Raw genomic sequence first — 19,243 nt, 5'->3', positions numbered from 1 at the left:
GGGCAATGCCATGACCGCCCGGGGCAACGAGGGCGTCGCCCAGCGCGTCATGATCACGGATGGCGCCATTGGTTACATGGAATACGAGTTCGCCGAACGACTGGGCATGCCGGTCGCCATCCTGGAAAACCGCTCCGGCGTGCCGGTGATGCCAAGCCCCGGCGCGGGCCAGGCGGCACTGGGATCGGCAGCGGAGATCCCGGCGGATCTGCGCCTCTTCGTTCCGGACCCGGAGGACGCCGGGGCCTATCCGATCATCAGCTATACCTGGATCCTGCTGAACGAGCGCTATGCCGACCCGGCCAAGGCCGCCGCGCTCAAGGACGCCCTGACCTGGGGACTCGATCAGGGTCAGGTGGTGGCGCGGGATCTGGGTTATGTTCCGCTGCCGGAATCCATGATCGCCAAGGCCCGGGAGGCGCTCGCGCGCGTTCAATAGGGATAGACTTTAGTCGTGTCGAGGGGACGGGGTGCCAGGGATGGCGTCCCTTTATTGTTGCCGGGTCCGAATCGCCGGTGACCATGCGTTCGTCCCAGTCCATTGTTCGGAGGGTGCCCACGCACCAGGAGCCAGGTGTGCCGAAAACCCGTCTCGACCTGTCCGCTATCGAAGCCTCCCTGCGCGCGGTCCAACGCGATTTCGCGCGGATCAACGCCAGCCTGGACACCCCGCGCGACCCGCTACGGGACGTGGTGGTGGACAACCTGCTCGCCGGTTACGAATACGTGGGTTCGCTGCTCGCCGCCGACATCGACCCGCTCGCGCGCGGCAACTCCAAGCACCTGTTGCAGCTCAATCTGCTGGTGCTCTGCGGGACCAGCGATCTGGCCTACGAGGATTGCGCGCCCCACATCCGAGAGACCGAGCGGCGCTTCTACGCCGACAGCAATCCAGGCGGGGTGCGGGCCTTGATGAACTATCTGGCCGATCACAAGGAGGACCGGGTCTGTCGGCGCGCCGCCGGGGTCTTCATCCAGATGCTCTCCGCACCCCAGTTGTTCATCGAGGGTAACCACCGCACCGGCGCCCTGGTGATGAGCTACCTGCTCTGCCGCGAGGGCCGTCCGCCTTTCGTCCTCTCGGTCGACAATGCCAAGGCATTCTTCGATCCTGCCTCCCTGGTCAAGGGCTGCCGCAAACGCAGCTTCACCGCGCTCCTGGAGATCCCGAAGCTACGCAAGCGCTTCGCGGCCTTCATCGAGAAAGAGACGGACCAGAGATCGACGGAGCGGCGAAGCAGCGACCGGCGCGTCTCGGATCGGCGGGCAACCGAGCGGAAGCCAGCGACCGGTTAGCGTGAAACTGCGCCGTAGCCGCTCCGACTCTCCCTCTCCCTCTCCCGCTGGGAGAGGGGGTGCCCCGCAACCCGCTGAGACGCCGGTTTCGTGCGCCGCGGGTGGCGTTCTCGCTATATCGTTATGGCGTGTCATCACGATCAGGAATTGCGGTTCTGCCAGTAGCCCCAGTCGAGGCGGCGCCAGCTCTCCGGCATCAAGCCGGTGTAAAGCAGCAGACAGCGGAGCAACGAATGCAGGGTCTTGGCCGCGCGACCCCGCTCGATGCGACGGTGATCCGTGGCATAGACCACCAGCTCGCGCCGGTAGCGGGAGGGGAAACCAGCGCGCCGGATGCGCCAGACCAGCTCCGAGTCTTCGTTGCAGTTCAGGCGCAGGTCGAAACCGCCGACGGCGAGCAGCGCCTTGCGCGGCAGCAGCAGATTGGAGCCAGAGGCGGCGGGGATTCCGCAGGCAGCGGCCTGGCCGAGAGCGAAACGTCGGTAGTAGGCCCGGTAGCGATCGCGGGACAGCTTGGGGCCGTAATAGACCGCCGTTTCATCGAGGCGAGCCAACGCGGCGAAATAGTCCGGTGCGAACTCGACATCGGCATCGGAGAAGAGCAGCCAAGTCCGTCCTGGCCACCTCGGCGCCGCGCTGGCGCGCCTCGGTGACGTTTCCAGGCTCGCGCAGTACCAGCGACCGCGCGGGGCGCAATTGTTCGATCAATTCTGGGGTCTCATCACGGCTCGCATCCACGACGACGAGTTGAAACTCCTCCGGGATCGAGCGCAGAAAGGCGGCGATGTTGCTCGCCTCGTCGCGGGTCGCGAGCACCAGGGTGATGTCGGAGAGTTGCACGTCGGCGCTGTTCCCGTGAGCGCCGCGCCGCCTATTGAATCCCCGCCGCTTGCTTGAAGTAGCGCTCCAGTTCGACCCCGTAGTCGATCGCCCGGTTTAGCTCGGCGGTGTATTTCTCGACCGCACCGGCCGAGGTTGCCAGTGCCGCCTGGTGGGCGGTGGCGTCCACCGATCCCGCCGCCTTCTGGGTGTAGGACTGGGGCTGATCGCCGGTGTTCAACTGGAAGGGGCCGGTGAGCTGGCGCGGATCGACCTGTTTGAGCACGGCATAATGCCGGTTCAGTTCGGCGATCTTGGTGATGAGTTCCTGCTTCACCTTGAGATAGCGCGACAGGTATTCGGTGAAGGTGGCGTAGGCATTGAGATTGCCGATATTGGCGGGACTCGTCAGGTAGTCCGGTGTCCACTGGATGGACAGCACCTCGTAGTAGTTCTGGAAATCGAACAGGTTCACCTCCCGGTCCGAGCGCGCCAAGGCTTGATAGGCCGTGTCCAGCGCCTCCTTCACCCAGCGTTCGCGGTCGGCCCAGTTCTTCTGGTTGCCTTCCATGTCCTTGGGATCGAACTCGGTCCCACCGAAGGAGAAGCCGCCGAGCTGCTTGAGATAGTCGCCGAAGCTGGCCGCCTGGACCACCGCCGGATTGGCCAGAATGGCGAGCAGGCCCGCGACGATCAAGGTCTTGCGAAGGATGCCATGGGTCATGCGGTTCTCCTGGGACATGGGAATCGTCAGAAATTGGGGCCGACCGGATCCCCGAGCTGTTCGTATGTGCGGATGAGCGCCATGATGACCTCCCCGCTCTGCGCCGGAATCAGGATCTGGGACGCCTTGATCAGATCCGGAACCAGCCCGTTCTCGGCCACGAAGTCGCCCAGCACCTCATTCATCTCCTGGTTCGAGATCTCGGCGCTCACCGGGCGGAAACCTTCCTTCTGCAAGGCGAGGAGTTGCATGTCGCGGGTCAGCAGATAGTCCTTGAAGCGCCGCGCTGCCTCCACCTGCTCGCGCGAGTTGCCGTGACGCAGGCTGTAGTAGGGATGATCCGACACCAGATTGTACTTGGGATAGCGGATCAGCGGGCGGGCGCCGTTGGGGTCATTGACCTTGCGGACGAAGGCGAGCTTGACGGCCAGGTTTTCATAGAGATAAACGCTGGAGAGCGGCTGACCGCCATAGCCCGCCTGCATCAGTGGCTCGGCGAGCTTGCCGGTGCTGTCCTTGGTCTGGTCCGACATGTACTTGATGAAGGCCAGATACGCCTGGAAATCCGGATTCTTCAGGTCGTCCAGACGGATCTTGTAGCGCCCCCGGTCCTTGGCGAAGAACTCGTAGGCCATGGCGATCAGTGCAACCGCGCCGCTGTTGGAGTCCTGCGGGCGGGTGAAGCCGAACTGGAAGTTGCGCCCGTTGGGGTCGATGGTCTCGCCGGTGAACTCGCGCGCGAAGATCTCGGTCAGGGTATCGAAGCTCATCGACTTCTGGATGACGCGGTCGATCGCCGTCTGCACCGGCTCCCAGGTGACGAAGACCATGGGACTGCGTGCGATCGACTCGTCGGTCTCGAACAGTTTGCCGCCGCTGAAGGCGTCCTCGACGAGACCGCGGAAGATGCTGGAGGCCGGTGCCCAGACCTGATACTCGTTGCGCCCGCCATGCATCGTCTTGCCTTCGATAAGGAGGGTCGCCGACTCGGTCGAGCCGATCTTGTCGATCGTCAGCCGGATCGGCTTGCCGTCGAGGCTGTTGCGCGCCGGATCGGCCATGAAGCGCCGCGCCGCCTCCTCCAGCCAATCCTTCTTCTCCGAGCCAGCGGCGATCTTGACCTCGATCACCGCGCGGTTCTCCGGCACCGGATAGAGGATCGCCTGCTGACCGGGCCGGTCGGGGCGGATCTCGACCGGCTTGACCGTGACCGACTGGGTCCGGACCGTCGCGTTGATCGACTCCTGACCGTCGCGCGGCAGTACCACGGGCGCCGGGCTCTCCGGCGTGCTCGGCAACTGCTCGGCGGGCGACTCCTTTACCGGTGCCTGCGCGGGCGGGGCAGGCTGACCTGGGGCGGTCGCCGGCTTGGCCTGGACCTTGGACAGATCTACATTGAGATCGCCGAAGTTGAAGAGCTTCTCGGCCGCGGAGACCGAGACCGAGACCGCTCCGCCCAGGGCCAAGAGACCACAGAGCAGCAGTCGGGGCAGTACCTCAAGGCGAATGCTCGGCATGGAAACCTTCCCGCGCGCCAGGCGCATCACAGCAGTTCACTGAAACGTTTGAAGATCTCGCGGATCTCGGCGGAATCGCCCCGGCGGGTCTCGCCGCCCGCCGCCGCCCCGATCGCCTTGAGCGAGGCATCGTCCGCCTCGCCGCCGAAGGCCACGCCAAAGACCGGGATCTTGCAGGCGGCATCGCCGAAATAACCGCCGCTTCCGTCCGTCTGGGTGAAGCCGATCTTTTTGACCAAATCGACATCCGAGACCTTGGAGGCGTTGTCGATCCCATCGGTCAGGACCACCATAACCCGAATGGAATGATCCGAAGGGTCGGCCTTGATGGTGTCGCAGAGATCCTGCCAGGCGGTCTCGATCGCCGAGCGCATGGCGGTGCCGCCGGCCGGCCGTACCTTCGCCAGCGTCGCGGCCAACCGCTCCTTGCCCGCCGCGTCCATCCGGATCGGCTGGCCCTTGGGCGTGAGGTCGGAATACTGGACCTTGTAATCGTAGAAGAGCAGCGACAGCCGATCCTTGTCCTGAAGCGCGTCCGCGAGCAGATTGGCGCTCTCCACCGCCATCTCCATGCGGGTGCGCTGGAGACCGCGCTCGGCGTCATAGAGCTTCGCCTCCATGCTGCCCGAGCGATCGATCACCAGCACGACATGGGACTGGTTCTTGATCGCGCGGAAGGCGTCGCGGATCGCCTTGATGACATTGCCGCCCGGCGTCGCCAGGAAGCGGTGCACGGTCTCGAATGGCTTCACGCCGTTGTCCGGGTTCCAGACGATGCCGTAGACCTTGGGGTCAATGTCCAGCGGAACGCTCGGACGGAAACCGTATTGCAGGGCCTTGGCCTGAGTTTCCGGCGCCATGAGATAGGCGAAGTAGCGCTTGGCGCCATCCTCCTCGTCCGCGTCGACCCAGTCGCGCTTGACGATGGCGAAGGGGTGATTGGTCGCGAAGGTGCCTTCCCTGGGGTAGACGGCGACCAGCTTCGGATACGTGAGACCCTGGTCGCGGATCGCCTTGTTGGCCTGGATGACGTCGCTCTCGTAGATCACCACGGCATCGGCGTACTGGGGACCGCCCGCGCGCATCTTCTCGGCGTAGAAGCCGGTCGAGCGGCCGTAATGGATGACGCTCTCATGGACCTTGGCGACGAAGTCGCGCACCTTGGGATCCTCGACCTTGGCCAGCGACAAGCGCGGCACCGGCCGTCCGGCCTCCGCTTCCGCCCCCGCGTAGAACTGGGCGACCAGGGCCGAGAGCCCGCTGTTGGAACTCTCCGGACTGGTCTGCCCATAGCGGAAACCGCCCGCGCTCGCGCGCTTGAAGAGTTCCGCCCAGCCCACCTGATCCGCCGGCCCAAGCTGGGCGAGCACCGGCTCCCAGGCCGCGATGACCACCGGCGAGGACACCAGGAAACCCTCGACCTTGAGCAGATCGGAGCCCTGTTCCCCGGCGCTCTCGAAGTTGATCAGATTGACATAGAGATCGGACGCCGGACTGGTCGCATGCACCTCTGCGGGACCGGCCTGGCCCTGTTTGATCTCGTTGACGCTGTCGCCCGAACCCTTGGGGATGGAGTTGACGCAGATGGTCTTGCCGGAGGCGGTGCGCTCGGCCCGCTGGTTGAATGCCTCCGTGACTTCCTGGATCCAGGATTCCTTCTCGGAGCCATAGGTGAAGCGCACCAGGACTTGGTCCTGGCCCGGAGCGCAGACCGTTTCGCCGGCCGACGCGGAATTCATCGAGAGGACAACGACCGCCAGGAGCACGGCCGAGTAGAATCGCGGGCGAGCTATGAGCATGCATCCTCCGGCAGCGATGGATTGAGTCGAGAGAGAGTAAAGAATTGACCCGAATCTGCCAAGTATCGCAGAGAAAAAAGATCGTTCCGTGACGAACGCCAGCGGAGGCGCGCAACTCTATGATTTTCTCGCATGGCTACCCTTTTGATCCATCCAGCGGCTATGCCCTGTAGCGACTGCCCGCGGTCGATCCTCCTCCGGAGCCGTCCGGTTTCGCGGACTTCTGCGCACCCGTCTGACGCGGGCCCAAGCGGTCGATCGCAATCCCCGACCGCGCTCGTCGAACCTGACGCACCCGCGTTTCCAGGTCCATGATCTGGAGTACGACTGCCCGATGGCTTGCAGACCAATCGCGTGCGGCAGGAACGGGATCCGATGAGTCAGCTTTGGCCTTTTTCGGACCGCCGTGATCGGAGGTCGGGGCTCGGAATCTCTGAACCGACGAGCCGACCGTGCCAGACTTACCGCGGCGCCCTGTCACGCAACCGTAAAATTACATCGGTAGACTTGCTGGACAGATTAGCCTGCGTACCCCACTGGCTGGCCGGGCGCAACCGCTGAAACCCGCAGTCAGAGCCCCCTGAGCACGTTTCACTCGTCGATCGAGAACGGGCTCGGCACGCGCCGCAGCCACGCCTGCGCATCCCCAAAATGCATCCCCAGAAGAAGGCCCAAGCCTACGAAGATGACCGCCTACCACGCGGTTTCCGCTAATATACGGGGTTCGATCCCAGACCAGTGCTAAACGATTCCATGAAAGACCTGCCGACGCCCTACTACCTGATCGATGAGACCAGGCTGCAACGGAATCTTGAGATCATCCAGCAGGTGCGGGAGCGCTCGGGCGCCAAATCGGTCCTCGCGCTCAAGTGCTTCTCCACCTGGTGCGTCTTCGATCTCATGCGCCGCTATCTGGATGGAACCACCAGCAGCTCATTGTTCGAGGCGAGACTGGGATACGAGGAGTTCGGTAAGGAAGTTCACGCCTACAGCGTTGGATTCTCTAAGGACGACGTCCGGGCGCTGCGGGAGTTCGCGGACAAGATCATCTTCAATTCAGTCTCCCAGTTAGAGCGGCATTATCCGGATGTTGTAGGCCAAAACCTCGGGCTGCGCGTCAATCCGGGAATCAGTCATTCGCATTTCGATCTCGCCGATCCCGCGCGCCGCTATTCGCGCCTGGGTGTCGCCGACAAGGCCGCGCTCGCGGAGGCATCCGTCCTGCTCAAGGGGCTCATGTTCCACTTCAATTGCGAAAACGACGACGTCGAGAGCTTCATCCGCTCGCTCGACCTCATCGGGTGCGAATATGCCGATCTGCTCCGGAAAATGGAGTGGGTCAGTCTCGGCGGTGGTCTTTCGTTCACCAAGGACGGGTATCCTCTCGATCGCTTCTGCTCGGCGTTGAGAGAGTTCAGCCAGGCGTTCGACATCCAGGTCTATCTGGAACCCGGCGAGGCCGCCGTCACCCACAGCACGGAATTGGTGACGACCGTGATCGACAAAGTCCACAACGAGATCGACATCGCCATCATCGACGCCTCGCTGGAGGCCCACATGCTCGACCACCTGGTCTATCGGACCACCCCCTCGATCGCCTCGCCTGGGGCTGGCGAGCATCCGGTGATCATCGCGGGACGCACCTGTTTGGCGGGTGATGTCTTTGGCGAATTCAAACTGGCGGAGCCCTTGGACATCGGCAGCGAGGTGCGCATCGCCGATGCCGCCGGTTACACCATGGTCAAGACCAATTGGTTCAATGGCGTCGCCATGCCGTCGATCGTCGTCCGCCGCCTGGATGGAAGGGTCGAGCGGATCCGTTCCTTCGGCTACGACGATTTCAAACGCAGTCTTTCTTAAACCGCGCCCGCTCCGACCATCGTCGCTGCTGCCGAGGTCGATCCAATCCAAGAACAGCGCATACCGCGCGAGGCGCGGTTTAACCGAGAAGAGAAATTATGAAAGAGAATGTACTCATCATTGGCGCCGGGGGCGTCGCGCACGTCGCCGCGCATAAGGCCGCGATGCACAACGATGTGCTGGGCGACATCTGCATCGCCTCGCGGACTCTCTCGAAATGCGAGCGGATCATCGAGAGCGTCAAACGCAAAAGCCATGTCAAGGATCCATCGCGCAAGTTCCATGCGCGTCAGTTGGATGCGCTGGATATCCCGGCGACCGTCGCGCTGATCAAGGAGACCAACTCCCAGATCGTGATCAACCTGGGCTCGGCCTTTCTCAATATGTCGATCCTGGAAGCTTGCATCGAAGCCGGCGTCGCCTATATCGATACCGCCATCCACGAGGATCCGGACAAGGTCTGCGAGACCCCGCCCTGGTATGCCAATTACGAGTGGCAGCGCAAGGATCGCTGCGCCGACAAGGGCGTGACGGCAATTCTTGGTGCGGGCTTCGATCCTGGTGTCGTCAATGCCTATTGCGCGCTGGCCGTCAAACGCTATTTCGACAAGATCGAGACCATCGACATCCTCGATGTCAACGCCGGCAGCCACGGCAAGTATTTCGCGACCAACTTCGATCCCGAGATCAATTTCCGCGAATTCGTCAAGGTCTGGACCTGGATCGACCGGGAGTGGAAGGAATACCCCACGCATTCGGTCAAGCGCACCTATGATTTCCCGGTCGTCGGACCCTGCCCGGTCTATCTGAACGGGCATGACGAGCTGCATTCGCTGTCCAAGAACATCGACGCCGACAGCATCCGGTTCTGGATGGGCTTCGGCGATCATTACATCAACGTCTTCACGGTCCTGCGCACGCTCGGCTTCCTCTCGCATCTGCCGGTCACCCTGAGCACCGGGCAGGAGATCGTACCGCTTAAGGTCGTCAAGGCTCTGCTGCCCGATCCCATGACGCTGGCACCCGGCTATACCGGCAAGACCTGCATCGGGAACATCGTCAAGGGCTGGAAGGACGGGAAGCGCCGGGAGGTCTTCATCTATCAGGTGTCCGACCACCATGCCTGCTACGAGGAGGTGGAGTCGCAGGGCATCAGCTACACGGCGGGCGTGCCGCCGGTCGCGGCCGCCCTGCTGGTCGCCGACGGCACCTGGGATACCGGGATCATGGTCAATGTCGAGGAGCTGGATCCGGAGCCCTTCATCGCCTTGCTGGACAAGATCGGGCTGCCGACCGAGATCAAGGAGATCGAGCCCGGCCGCGACGCGACCTTCGACGGCACCGTCCGCGACCTGGAGCAGGAATTGGCCGAGTCGACGGCGGCCGTCACGGTCTCCGCCGCCAATCCCATGATTGCCGTCGCGCCCAAACCACGTTGAGGCTTGCCGGCGGCCCCCGCGCGGGCCGCCACTCGGGCGGCCCGCGATCATGGCGCCAGACAACCAATGCCGTCTGGTATCATTCGCGGCCAACGCCTGGCGTGATGGTCCTGCGCCCGCCCGCCGCGCTTTCCCTTCCAGGCTTGGCCATCCCATCACGCACTGGTCGAGCATTCCAGCTCTAGGTTCCCGAGGACTCCGCGATGCGTTTCCGCTTTCCAGCCGTCATCATCGACGAGGATTTCCGCTCCGAGAACGCGAGCGGGTTTGGCATTCGCGCACTCGCCAAGGCGCTCGAAAACGAGGGGCTGGAGGTGCTCGGCGTCACCAGCTATGGCAATCTGACCTCCTTCGCCCAGCAGCAGAGCCGCGCCTCCTGCTTCATCCTCTCCATCGACGACGAGGAGTTCGGCACCGGTCTGCCGGAAGAGGTCGAGGAGGTAATCTCCAGGCTGCGCGAGTTCGTCAAGGAGATCCGTGTCCGGAACGAGGACATCCCGGTCTTCCTCTACGGCGAGACCCGCACCTCACGCCATATCCCGAACGACGTGCTCAAGGAACTGCACGGCTTCATTCATATGTTCGAGGACACGCCCGAGTTCATCGCGCGCTATGTCGTGCGCGAGGCCCGGGTCTATCTCGACAGCCTGGCCCCACCCTTCTTCCGTGCCCTGACCCACTACGCGGCGGACGGCTCCTACTCCTGGCACTGTCCGGGACACTCAGGCGGGGTCGCCTTTCTCAAGAGTCCGGTCGGCCAGATGTTCCACCAGTTCTTTGGCGAGAACATGCTGCGCGCGGATGTCTGCAACGCCGTCGACGAACTCGGACAACTGCTCGACCATTCGGGGCCGGTGGCAGCCTCGGAACGCAACGCGGCGCGCATCTTCAACTGCGATCATCTGTTCTTCGTCACCAACGGCACTTCGACCTCGAACAAGATCGTCTGGCATTCGACGGTGGCGCCGGACGACATCGTGGTGGTGGACCGCAACTGCCACAAGTCGATCCTCCACGCCATCATCATGACCGGCGCGATTCCGGTCTTTCTCATGCCGACCCGCAATCATTACGGGATCATCGGACCGATCCCGCTCGACGAATTTCGCCCAGAGAACATCCGGCGGAAGATCGAGGCCAACCCATTCACCAAGGGGATCAATTCCAGACCGCGGATTCTGACCATCACCCAGAGCACCTACGACGGCGTCCTCTACAACGTGGACACCATCAAATCCATGCTGGATGGCGAAATCGATACCCTGCTGTTCGACGAGGCCTGGTTGCCGCACGCCACCTTCCATGACTTCTACCAAGGCATGCACGCCATCGGCACCGATCGACCGCTGTGCCGCGACTCCATGGTGTTCGCCACCCAATCGACCCACAAGCTGCTCGCCGGTCTGTCCCAGGCCTCGCAGATCCTGGTCCAGGAATCCGCCACGCGCACCCTGGATCGGGATATCTTCAACGAAGCCTACCTGATGCACTCCTCGACCAGTCCGCAGTACGCCATCATCGCGTCCTGCGACGTCGCCGCCGCCATGATGGAGCCGCCCGGCGGAACCGCCCTGGTACATGAATCCATCCTGGAAGCGCTCGACTTCCGACGCGCGATGCGCAAAGTCGACGCCGAGTTCGGGGCGGACTGGTGGTTTAAGGTCTGGGGACCGGACTATCTGGCGGAAGAAGGCATCGGCGACCGCAACGACTGGATGCTGCGTGCGGGCGACCGCTGGCACGGTTTCGGCGATCTGGCTCCCGACTTCAATATGCTGGACCCGATCAAGGCGACCGTCATCAACCCCGGTCTGAACGTCGACGGCGAATTCGCCAGTTCCGGCATCCCGGCGGCTATCGTCACCAAATATCTGGCCGAGCATGGCGTCGTCGTCGAAAAGACCGGGCTCTATTCGTTCTTCATCATGTTCACCATCGGCATCACCAAGGGCCGCTGGAATACCATGGTCACCGAGCTGCAACAGTTCAAAGACGACTACGACCGCAATCAGCCGCTGTGGCGCGTGCTGCCCGAGTTCATCAAGGCCCATCCCTGCTACGAGAAGATCGGGCTGCGCGACCTCTGCGATCAGATCCACGGCATCTACAAGGCCAACGATGTCGCCCGCCTGACCACCGACATGTATCTCTCCGACTTCGTCCCGGCCATGAAGCCCGCCGTCGCCTTCGCCAGGATGGCGCATCGCGAGATCGACCGCGTCGGCATCGACGACCTCGAAGGCCGCATCACCAGCATTCTATTGACCCCCTATCCACCCGGCATTCCGCTGCTCATTCCGGGCGAGCGCTTCAACGCGACCATCGTCCGCTATCTCCAGTTTGCCCGCGAATTCAACACCCGCTTCCCCGGCTTCGAGACCGACATCCACGGTCTGGTCAAAGAGAAGCTCGATGGCGAGATCGGCTATTTCGTCGATTGCGTCAAAGCCTTGTGAAATTCAGATTTGCCGATGCGAACCATTCAACCGGGCAGGAGTCGCCTGCTTCCGGCCCTCGATCTTCCGTCAAGCTCCATCTTTCACAATCATTCAACTGGATGATACCGGGCAAGATGGTGCCCGGCATGGGCGGCGCCATGGACCTGGTCACGGGTGCCAAGCGGGTGATCGTCGCCATGACGCACACCGCCAAGGGAAATCCCAAGATCCTGCCCGAATGCACGCTCCCGCTCACCTCAACCCCCGCCGGCCGACTCGGCAGGCCCGAGGATATCGCCCGCACGGTGCTCTTCCTCGTCGATGACGCGGCCGGCTTCATCACCGGCGCGACCCTCTCGGTCAACGGTGGACAGCACATGTATTGAGACGCGGGATGGCGCGGTCCGCTGGCGACCGCGCCATCAGTCAGCAATGCTAGGTGCAGGTGACCCTGAAGGCGCTGGGCGTATCACGAAGCTGTCCCGAGGAGCTGTACGCCGCCGGCATACGGATCGCCGTGGTCAATCCCGCGCAGGTGAAGTAATGCGCGCGGGGCCTGACGGTGCCTACCAAGACCGATGTCGTCGATCCCTTCACCTTGGCCCGCCTCGGTCCTCCCCCTTCTATTCGCCCGCCTGAGAGACGCCGCCGCCGGAGATCCTGGAACGGCGGGCGCTGCTCCAGCGCCGCGAGGCGCTGAGCGAGGATCGGCGCCACGAACGTAACCGCAGACTCGCTGCTCGAAACATTGACCTGAACCGGGTTTTTTGGCGCTCCCCAAGGTGTTATCCTGACCCGCTTCGTGTGGGGGGCGGTCGATCGGATGTCCCGCGCCGAGAAGGACAGGGTTGCAATGGAGACTCGATCGCTTACGGGGAATGTACGTCGTGATGCCAAAGGCAAGGATCGAATTCCAGCCGTGTCAGGCACGCTTCATGAGGGAGGAGCGGCCTTGAATATTCCCCCGCACCCACTCTATTTCGATACCGCCGCCAGCACGCCTATCGCGCCCGAGGTGCTGGTGCGCATGGTCGCGTATCTGCAGGGCGTTGACGCGAATCCCTCGTCCACGGCGCATTGGCCAGGGCAGGGCGCCGCCGCAGTCGTGTCCGCCGCCCGCGCCGAGATCGCCGCCGAGCTCGGCTGCGAACCCGACGAGGTGATTTTTACCTCCGGCGCCACCGAAGCCAACAATCTGGCCCTGCAAGGCGTGGCGCGCGCCCATGCCGACCAGGGCCGGCATCTGATCACCTCGGCCATCGAGCACACCTCCGTCCTGGCCTGCTGCGCCGCGCTCGAACGCGAGGGTTTCGAGATCACCCGTCTTCCGCCCAACCGCGCCGGCTGGATCGAACCCGAGACGGTACGGCAGGTCGTGCGGCCCGACACCCTGCTCATCTCCATCCAGCACATCAACAACGAAACCGGCGTCATGCAGCCCATCGACGAGATCGCGGCGCTGGCGTCCGAGGTCGGCGTGCTTCTGCATGTCGACGCCGCGCAATCCGCCGGGAAATTTGCCATCGATCTTGAACAGATTCCCATCGATCTGCTCGCGCTCTCGGCTCACAAATTTCATGGACCCAAGGGGATCGGTTGTCTGATCGTCCGCAACCGTCGCCAGCTCCGGCTACAGCCGCTGATGTATGGCGGCGGGCAGGAATTCGGCCTGCGTCCCGGCACACTCCCGACGCATCAGATCATCGGCCTGAGTGGCGCGCTGACAGTGGCGGCGCGCCGTCGGGAGACCGATCTGGCATGGGTCGCGCAATTGAAGCGCCAGTTTCTGGAACAGCTCGCCGCCCATCTGACGTTTCGGGTACACGGCGATCCCGCGCGGAGTTCGCCCTACATCGTCAATCTCGCCATCGACGGGATCGGCAGCGATGCCCTCATCAACCAGCTTGCGCATGAACTCGCCATCGCCTCCGGGTCGGCCTGTGCGTCCGGCACCGTCGAATCGTCCTCCGTCTTGCGGGCAATGGGCGTCGAAGATGACGCCCTTCATGGCGCGATACGAGTCAGTTTCAGCCGCTATCAGACCGCCGATGAAGTCTCCGCCGCAGTCAACCGCATCGTCGCGGCGGTGCGGCGCATGCGCGCGCTGACGTAGATCGCGCGTTCGTGACGACATGGCCTCCGTTCGTGGCGACGCAGTGGATCCCAGGCAATTCCAGGGCGCAAGACCGCCCCCCATGCACCGACAACCCCCCGCGCGCTGGACGCCATTTCATTGAAGCTCAATCGCAATAAGACCGCCTTCGGACGCCACGAGACCTTTCCGCTGCGCTACGGCTGGTTGACCAAGGGATTCGAGACCATCCAGAACACCCCGGATCTGTTCACCCGTCCCGAGCAGGCGATGGTGGATCTGGGCGTTGGCCGCAACATGGCGAACGCCATTCAGTATTGGCTGCAAGTCACCGGCATCGTGGAATTCGCCGAGGGCATCGGCACGCCCACCGCGCTGGGCGAGGTCTTGTTGGGCGAGGCGGGCGATCGCTATCTCGAAGACGAGGCCACGCTCTGGATCATCCACTGGCTGATCGCCTCCAACCCCGAGCTGGCGACCGGCTTTTTCTGGTTCTTCGACCGCTTCGCCATGCCGCGCTTTCAGGAGCAGGAGGCGCTGCAAGCCTTGAGCGAATTCGTCGCGAAAGAACTCAAGGCGCGCCGCTCGCACAGCACCCTGAAATCCGACATCTCCACCCTGCTGCGCATGTATGCGCCCCAGGTCGAGCGCGGCGACGATCACCTGGATTCCCCGCTCGCGCCTCTGCAACTCATCGAGGTCGACGCCGGCCGCCAGTACCGCAGTCCGCGTCTGCTCCGCGCCTTTCTGCCGCCCGTCGCCCTGCATTTCGCGCTCGCGCAACGCTTCCAGGCCGATCCCGATCAGCCGGCGCTGCCCATCCGCATCCTGCTTCATGGCGGCGACCAGTGGGCCGCGCCGGGGGCAATCTTTCGGCTCAGCGAGGAAGGGCTGATGCACAGCCTCGGACAGCTCATGGACCTTTACCCACGCAGTTACGAACTGCGCGATACCGCCGGCGTCCATCAGCTCTACCGGCGCGGCGCGCTCGAAGACCCGCTCGACCTGCTCCGCGCGCACTACGGGAGCCAGACGGCATGACAACCCTGGACCAATGCATCCGCATCCAGGGCGCCTATACCCGCTCGATCAACCTGCCGCGCGACTGTGATCGTCTGGAATTGATCCAAGCCTATCTGCCCACCTCGCGGGCGCTTCAGGCGCTCGCCCAGATTCTCGACGGACTGGAGCAGGAGACCGGCGGACGCGCCCAGGCGCTCATCGGCCCCTACGGCACGGGGAAATCCGCGTTCGGACTCTTCCTGTCCGCGCTCGTGAGCGCGGAGCAGACGCCCACCCATCAGGCCGCGCTCGCCATTCTGCGCGCGCATAGCCCGCCGCTGGCCGACCGCTTCCAGCGCGCACTGACAGGCTCGCGCGGATTCCTGACGGTGCAGATCAACGGCATTCCGGATTCATTGACGCGCCAGTTTCTGCTGGCGCTCGGCGCGGCGGCCAAGAAATACACACTGAACACGCAACTCGTCCGGGATATTTTCGCCGCCGCCAAGCCCGGTCACCCCATGGACGAGGTCTTGACCCTGATCCGGCGCGTGCAGCGCGTTTGGTCCGATTCCGGCGGCGACGGACTCCTGATCGAAATCGACGAACTCGGCAAATTTCTCGAATACGAGTCCTCTCGCCCCCAGCACCGCGAGATCCATCTGCTGCAACTGCTGGCCGAGCAGGCGCAGGAGCCGAGCGCCGCGCCGCTGCATCTGGTGGTCATGCTCCATCAAGCCTTCGAGCACTACAGCCACCGTTTAAGCAAAACGCTGCGCGAGGAGTGGCAAAAGATCCAGGGGCGCTTTGGCGCCATCGCCTTTCTCGAACCCGCCGAACAAGCCTTGCGCATCGTCGCCGCCGCCTTCGCGCGCGAGGGCGATCTGACCGCCGACCTGACCGACCACCTAGCGACCGTGACCGCCATGCTCGACACCGAGGGCGCGCTCCCGCTGGGGCTCGAACCGGCGCAGGCGCGGCGGCTGTTCGCGCGCTGTTATCCGCTGCATCCGCTGACCCTGCTGATCCTGCCGGTGCTCTGTCAAAAGGTGGCGCAGAACGAGCGCACCCTGTTTTCCTATCTGGGCAGCCGCGAGCCCTTCGGACTGACCGAACGACTCGGCCAGCTTTCCATGGGCGACTGGATCGAGCCCTGGGAGCTGTACGACTATTTCATCCTCAACCAAACGGCCGGCTTCTCCGATCCGCTCACCGCGCACCGCTGGGTCGAAGTCATCACCGCCCTCGAACGCTTCGACGCCACGCCCGACGATGCCGCCGTCAAGCTCCTGAAAACCCTTGGCCTGCTCAACCTGATCGGCGCGCAACGCGGACTCAAGGCCAGCCCGGCGCTGCTTGCCAACCTTTTCGGCGACACGCTCGACAGCCTGCTGGCACGGCTCGAAGCCGCCTCGATCATCCAGTTCCGCCACTACAGTCAGGAATACCGCGTCTGGGCCGGCAGCGATTTCGACCTGCGCGGCGCGCTCCAGGAAGCCATCGCCGAACAGATCAACCTGCCGCTGGTCGACATCCTCAATCGCATCGCGCCCTTCAAGCCCATCGTCGCGCGCCGCTCCACCATCCTCACCGGCGCCCTGCGCAGCTTCCTCCCGACCTTTATCGCCCGCGACCGCTGGCCGCCCACGGCGGAGGAGGGCGGCGAACTGCGTCTCTGGTTCTATCTCGCCGAAGAGCACGAAGATGCGCCGCTGGACGACATGCCCGCCCGCGCGGTCGTCGCGCGCTGCGGGTTTACCGACAGTCTCCGCGAAACCGTCGTCGCATGGATGGCCCTGCAAGAACTGCCCAAGCGACACGCCGCGCTGCATCAAGACCCCGTCGCCCAGCGCGAGCATCGCGCCTGGCTCGCGCATGCCGAGCGCGAAACCGCCCAACGCATTCGCACCCTGCTGGACGCGCCCGACACCCTGACCTGGTTCTGGGGCGGCGACGAGCGCCCGGTGCGCGACCGGCGCGATCTTCAGCGCCAGCTCTCGCAGTGGGTCGACACCCGCTGTTATCCGCAAGCGCCGCGCCTGCGCAACGAACTGATCAACCGCGATCAACCCTCGGCCAGCGCCAATACCGGCCGCAAGCGGCTGCTCGCGGCCATGCTGAGCGCCGCCGACCAGCCCGATCTCGGGATCGCCAAGACCCCGGCGGAAAAGAGTCTCTATCTCTCGGTTCTGAAAGAAAGCGGTCTGCATCGCGAGGTGGATGGGCGTTTCGGCTTCCATCCGCCGCCGGCGTCCGATCCCTGCCGGTTGCGCCCGCTGTGGCAGGCGATCACCGCCATGCTCGGCGAATCGGGCGGCGCTCACGTCGCCCTGACCGCGCTCCATGAGCGGCTGCAACGCCCGCCCTATGGCGCCAAACTGGGACCGCTGCCGGTGCTGATCGTCGCCTATTTGCTGGCCCACCGGCGCGAGGTCGCGCTCTATCAGGAAGGCGTTTTCTGCGACGAATTGACCATCGAGCAGGTCGAACTGCTGTGCCGCCGACCGGCGTTGTTCGCGCTCGAACGCTTCGCGATCACCGGACTGCGCGGCGAACTCTTCGACCGCTACATCCGCTCGGTGGTCGGTCAGGTGCGCCCGGACGCCACCCTGCTCGATCTCGTCCGCCCGCTGGTGCGCTTTATCGCCGATCTGCCCGACTACAGTCTGTATTGCGCCGGACTCAGCCCGGCGGCCGAGCGCGTGCGCGCCGCCTTCCGGCAGGCCCGCAGCCCCGGCGTCCTGCTGTTCGACGCCTTGCCCGCCGCCTGCGGCTTCACGGCGGAGACCTTCGCCGCCGCCGATCCCGCGCTCGCCGAACGCTTTATCCAGGAACTGGTCAAGGCGCTGCACGAGCTGAAAAACGCCTATCCCGCCATGCTCGACGGCTGGCGGCAACAACTTGGCACCGCCTTACTGGAAACCGACACCGTCAGCCTGAGCGATTTGCGCCTCGCCGTGGTCGAACGCTATCGCGGCCTGGAGCGCTATACCCCCGACCGCATGGGACTGGGCGCGCTGATCCGGCGTCTCAGCGATCCGGCGCAGCGGACCGATGACGCCTGGCTGGAATCGGTCGCGACTCTGATCGGCAAATCGCCGCCGGCCAAATGGCGCGAGGCAACCCGGTTGGCCGCCGAATTGCGTCTGCACGAACTCAGCGGCCAGCTCAGGGATCTCGAAAAGCTACGGCTCGCCATGCCCGACGCCACGCGCCTCAATGGCGCGATCCTGTTAAAACGGGTGGATGCCAGTCAGGGCGAGATCAGCCGGGTCATTCAGCTCTCGCCCGCACAGCGCCAGAGCGCCGCGCTGAAAGCGGCCAGCATTGCCGAGGGATTGGCGGATCTCGATGAAACGACGCGGCTCGCGGTGGTCGCGGCATTATTTGAACGCATGTCCGAGCATGAGTCTGAAAGCAAGTCATGAAATTCACTGTCTATATTGAAACGACGATCCCAAGTTATCTGACGGCATGGCGTAGTCCGGAATTAGTGATGGCTGCCAATCAGGAGGCGACCCGGAGTTGGTGGGAAACATCTCGTCCGAATTTTGAACTTTTCATCTCACAGCTCGTCGTCGATGAAGCGAGCAGTGGCGATGCAGAAGCGGCTACGCGCCGCCTGGAGAAACTTGAAGGTTTGCCTGAACTTGATCTCTCGACACAAGCCGAATCTCTTGCCGAACTCCTTCTCGCAGGGGCAGCCTTACCAGAAATAGCAAAGGTGGACGCTCTTCATATTGCGATAGCCACGGTCCATGGAATTGACTATCTGCTCACATGGAACTGTAAGCATATTGCGAATGCAGTCATGCGACCCAGGATCGAAAGAATTTGTCGATCAGCCGGTTACGAACCGCCGATCATCTGTACACCACTTGAATTAATGGAGGGCTAATCGATGTGGCGTGATCCCATCGTTGAAGAGATTCATCGCCTTCGAGACGAACGCGCAAAGAAATTTAACGATGATCTTCATGCAATCTGTGAAGACATTCGTCAGAAGCAAACGTCATCAGGTCGAACCATGATCACTCGGCCGCCACGCAAGCCTGCCGAGCGTCATGTTGCTTAGAACGCGTCATCAATTGGATTCGTGCCGCCCGCCAATATTCTAAGGCTGGGGTCGATGCGCTCGACGCGAATGTTGCGCGGCATCTCTGTCGGGGCGAATTCATTCGCCCCGACAGGCCAGTATCCTGCTCAAGGGATGGAGATGTCTTTGACCTTCTAGCTCCCACGCTCCGGCGTGGAGTC

The 19,243-nt window shown here is 63.5% G+C and carries 13 protein-coding genes and 3 pseudogenes; 11 read left to right on the top strand and 5 right to left on the bottom strand.

Annotated features, from left to right (window positions below; all coding sequences use genetic code 11):
* Together QZY07_RS01820 and QZY07_RS01815 are read left to right on the top strand one after the other, a co-directional pair.
* Positions 1-439: pseudogene (locus tag QZY07_RS01820) on the top strand (substrate-binding domain-containing protein); the annotation flags it as partial.
* A gap of 137 nt (positions 440-576) precedes the next feature.
* The gene (locus tag QZY07_RS01815) at positions 577-1,296 is read left to right on the top strand and encodes a hypothetical protein (protein ID WP_295399394.1); all 720 of its coding nucleotides are present in this window, start codon (positions 577-579) and stop codon (positions 1,294-1,296) included.
* A gap of 140 nt (positions 1,297-1,436) precedes the next feature.
* On the opposite strand, the gene QZY07_RS01810 is transcribed toward QZY07_RS01815, so the two are convergent.
* From QZY07_RS01810 to QZY07_RS01790, 5 genes are read right to left on the bottom strand one after another with little or no spacing between them, the layout of a single operon-like run.
* Positions 1,437-1,850 carry a hypothetical protein gene (locus tag QZY07_RS01810; RefSeq protein WP_295399392.1) on the bottom strand — a complete coding sequence of 138 codons (414 nt, stop codon included), beginning with the start codon at positions 1,848-1,850 and terminating at the stop codon, positions 1,437-1,439.
* Positions 1,834-2,136: a glycosyltransferase gene (locus QZY07_RS01805; RefSeq protein ID WP_295399391.1), complete on the bottom strand. Its 303-nt coding sequence runs from the start codon at positions 2,134-2,136 to the stop codon at positions 1,834-1,836. The genes QZY07_RS01810 and QZY07_RS01805 overlap by 17 nt, the downstream gene beginning before the upstream one ends.
* Before the next feature lie 31 nt (positions 2,137-2,167).
* Positions 2,168-2,839, bottom strand: coding sequence for a hypothetical protein (locus tag QZY07_RS01800; RefSeq protein ID WP_295399389.1), 672 nt, complete (start codon positions 2,837-2,839; stop codon positions 2,168-2,170).
* Between the two features lie 26 nt (positions 2,840-2,865).
* Positions 2,866-4,356 carry a substrate-binding domain-containing protein gene (locus QZY07_RS01795; RefSeq protein WP_295399388.1) on the bottom strand — a complete coding sequence of 497 codons (1,491 nt, stop codon included), beginning with the start codon at positions 4,354-4,356 and terminating at the stop codon, positions 2,866-2,868.
* Positions 4,357-4,382: 26 nt separating this feature from the next.
* Positions 4,383-6,155 (bottom strand): extracellular solute-binding protein, encoded by a 1,773-nt coding sequence (locus tag QZY07_RS01790; RefSeq protein ID WP_295399386.1) that lies wholly within the window; start codon positions 6,153-6,155, stop codon positions 4,383-4,385.
* A 753-nt stretch (positions 6,156-6,908) separates the two neighbouring features.
* Between QZY07_RS01790 and nspC the strand changes: the two genes are divergently transcribed.
* From nspC to QZY07_RS01745, 9 genes and pseudogenes are all read left to right on the top strand, one after another.
* Positions 6,909-8,015 carry a carboxynorspermidine decarboxylase gene (nspC, locus tag QZY07_RS01785; RefSeq protein WP_295399384.1) on the top strand — a complete coding sequence of 369 codons (1,107 nt, stop codon included), beginning with the start codon at positions 6,909-6,911 and terminating at the stop codon, positions 8,013-8,015.
* A 98-nt stretch (positions 8,016-8,113) separates the two neighbouring features.
* Positions 8,114-9,454 (top strand): saccharopine dehydrogenase family protein, encoded by a 1,341-nt coding sequence (locus QZY07_RS01780; protein ID WP_295399382.1) that lies wholly within the window; start codon positions 8,114-8,116, stop codon positions 9,452-9,454.
* Between the two features lie 203 nt (positions 9,455-9,657).
* A complete protein-coding gene (locus QZY07_RS01775; RefSeq protein ID WP_295399381.1) occupies positions 9,658-11,910 on the top strand; it encodes an arginine/lysine/ornithine decarboxylase in 2,253 nt (750 codons plus the stop codon).
* A gap of 95 nt (positions 11,911-12,005) precedes the next feature.
* Positions 12,006-12,155 (top strand): annotated as a pseudogene (locus tag QZY07_RS01770) (CoA-transferase); the annotation flags it as partial.
* A pseudogene (locus tag QZY07_RS01765) lies at positions 12,156-12,278 on the top strand (SDR family oxidoreductase); the annotation flags it as partial.
* Between the two features lie 566 nt (positions 12,279-12,844).
* Entirely contained in the window at positions 12,845-14,005 is a 1,161-nt protein-coding gene (locus tag QZY07_RS01760) for a cysteine desulfurase family protein (RefSeq protein ID WP_295399379.1), read from the top strand.
* Positions 14,006-14,125: 120 nt separating this feature from the next.
* Positions 14,126-15,025 (top strand): DUF4007 family protein, encoded by a 900-nt coding sequence (locus QZY07_RS01755; protein ID WP_295399377.1) that lies wholly within the window; start codon positions 14,126-14,128, stop codon positions 15,023-15,025.
* Complete coding sequence (locus QZY07_RS01750; protein WP_295399375.1) at positions 15,022-18,414, top strand: hypothetical protein; 3,393 nt, start codon at positions 15,022-15,024, stop codon at positions 18,412-18,414. The genes QZY07_RS01755 and QZY07_RS01750 overlap by 4 nt, the downstream gene beginning before the upstream one ends.
* On the top strand, positions 18,411-18,884 hold the full coding sequence (locus tag QZY07_RS01745) for a type II toxin-antitoxin system VapC family toxin (RefSeq protein WP_295399373.1): 474 nt from the start codon (positions 18,411-18,413) through the stop codon (positions 18,882-18,884). Before QZY07_RS01750 ends, QZY07_RS01745 begins: the two co-directional genes overlap by 4 nt.
* Positions 18,885-19,243 lie beyond the last annotated feature (359 nt).

This window comes from uncultured Thiocystis sp. (assembly GCF_903866365.1).
GTDB lineage: Bacteria > Pseudomonadota > Gammaproteobacteria > Chromatiales > Chromatiaceae > Chromatium.
This window is presented reverse-complemented; position numbering and strand designations above follow the sequence as displayed.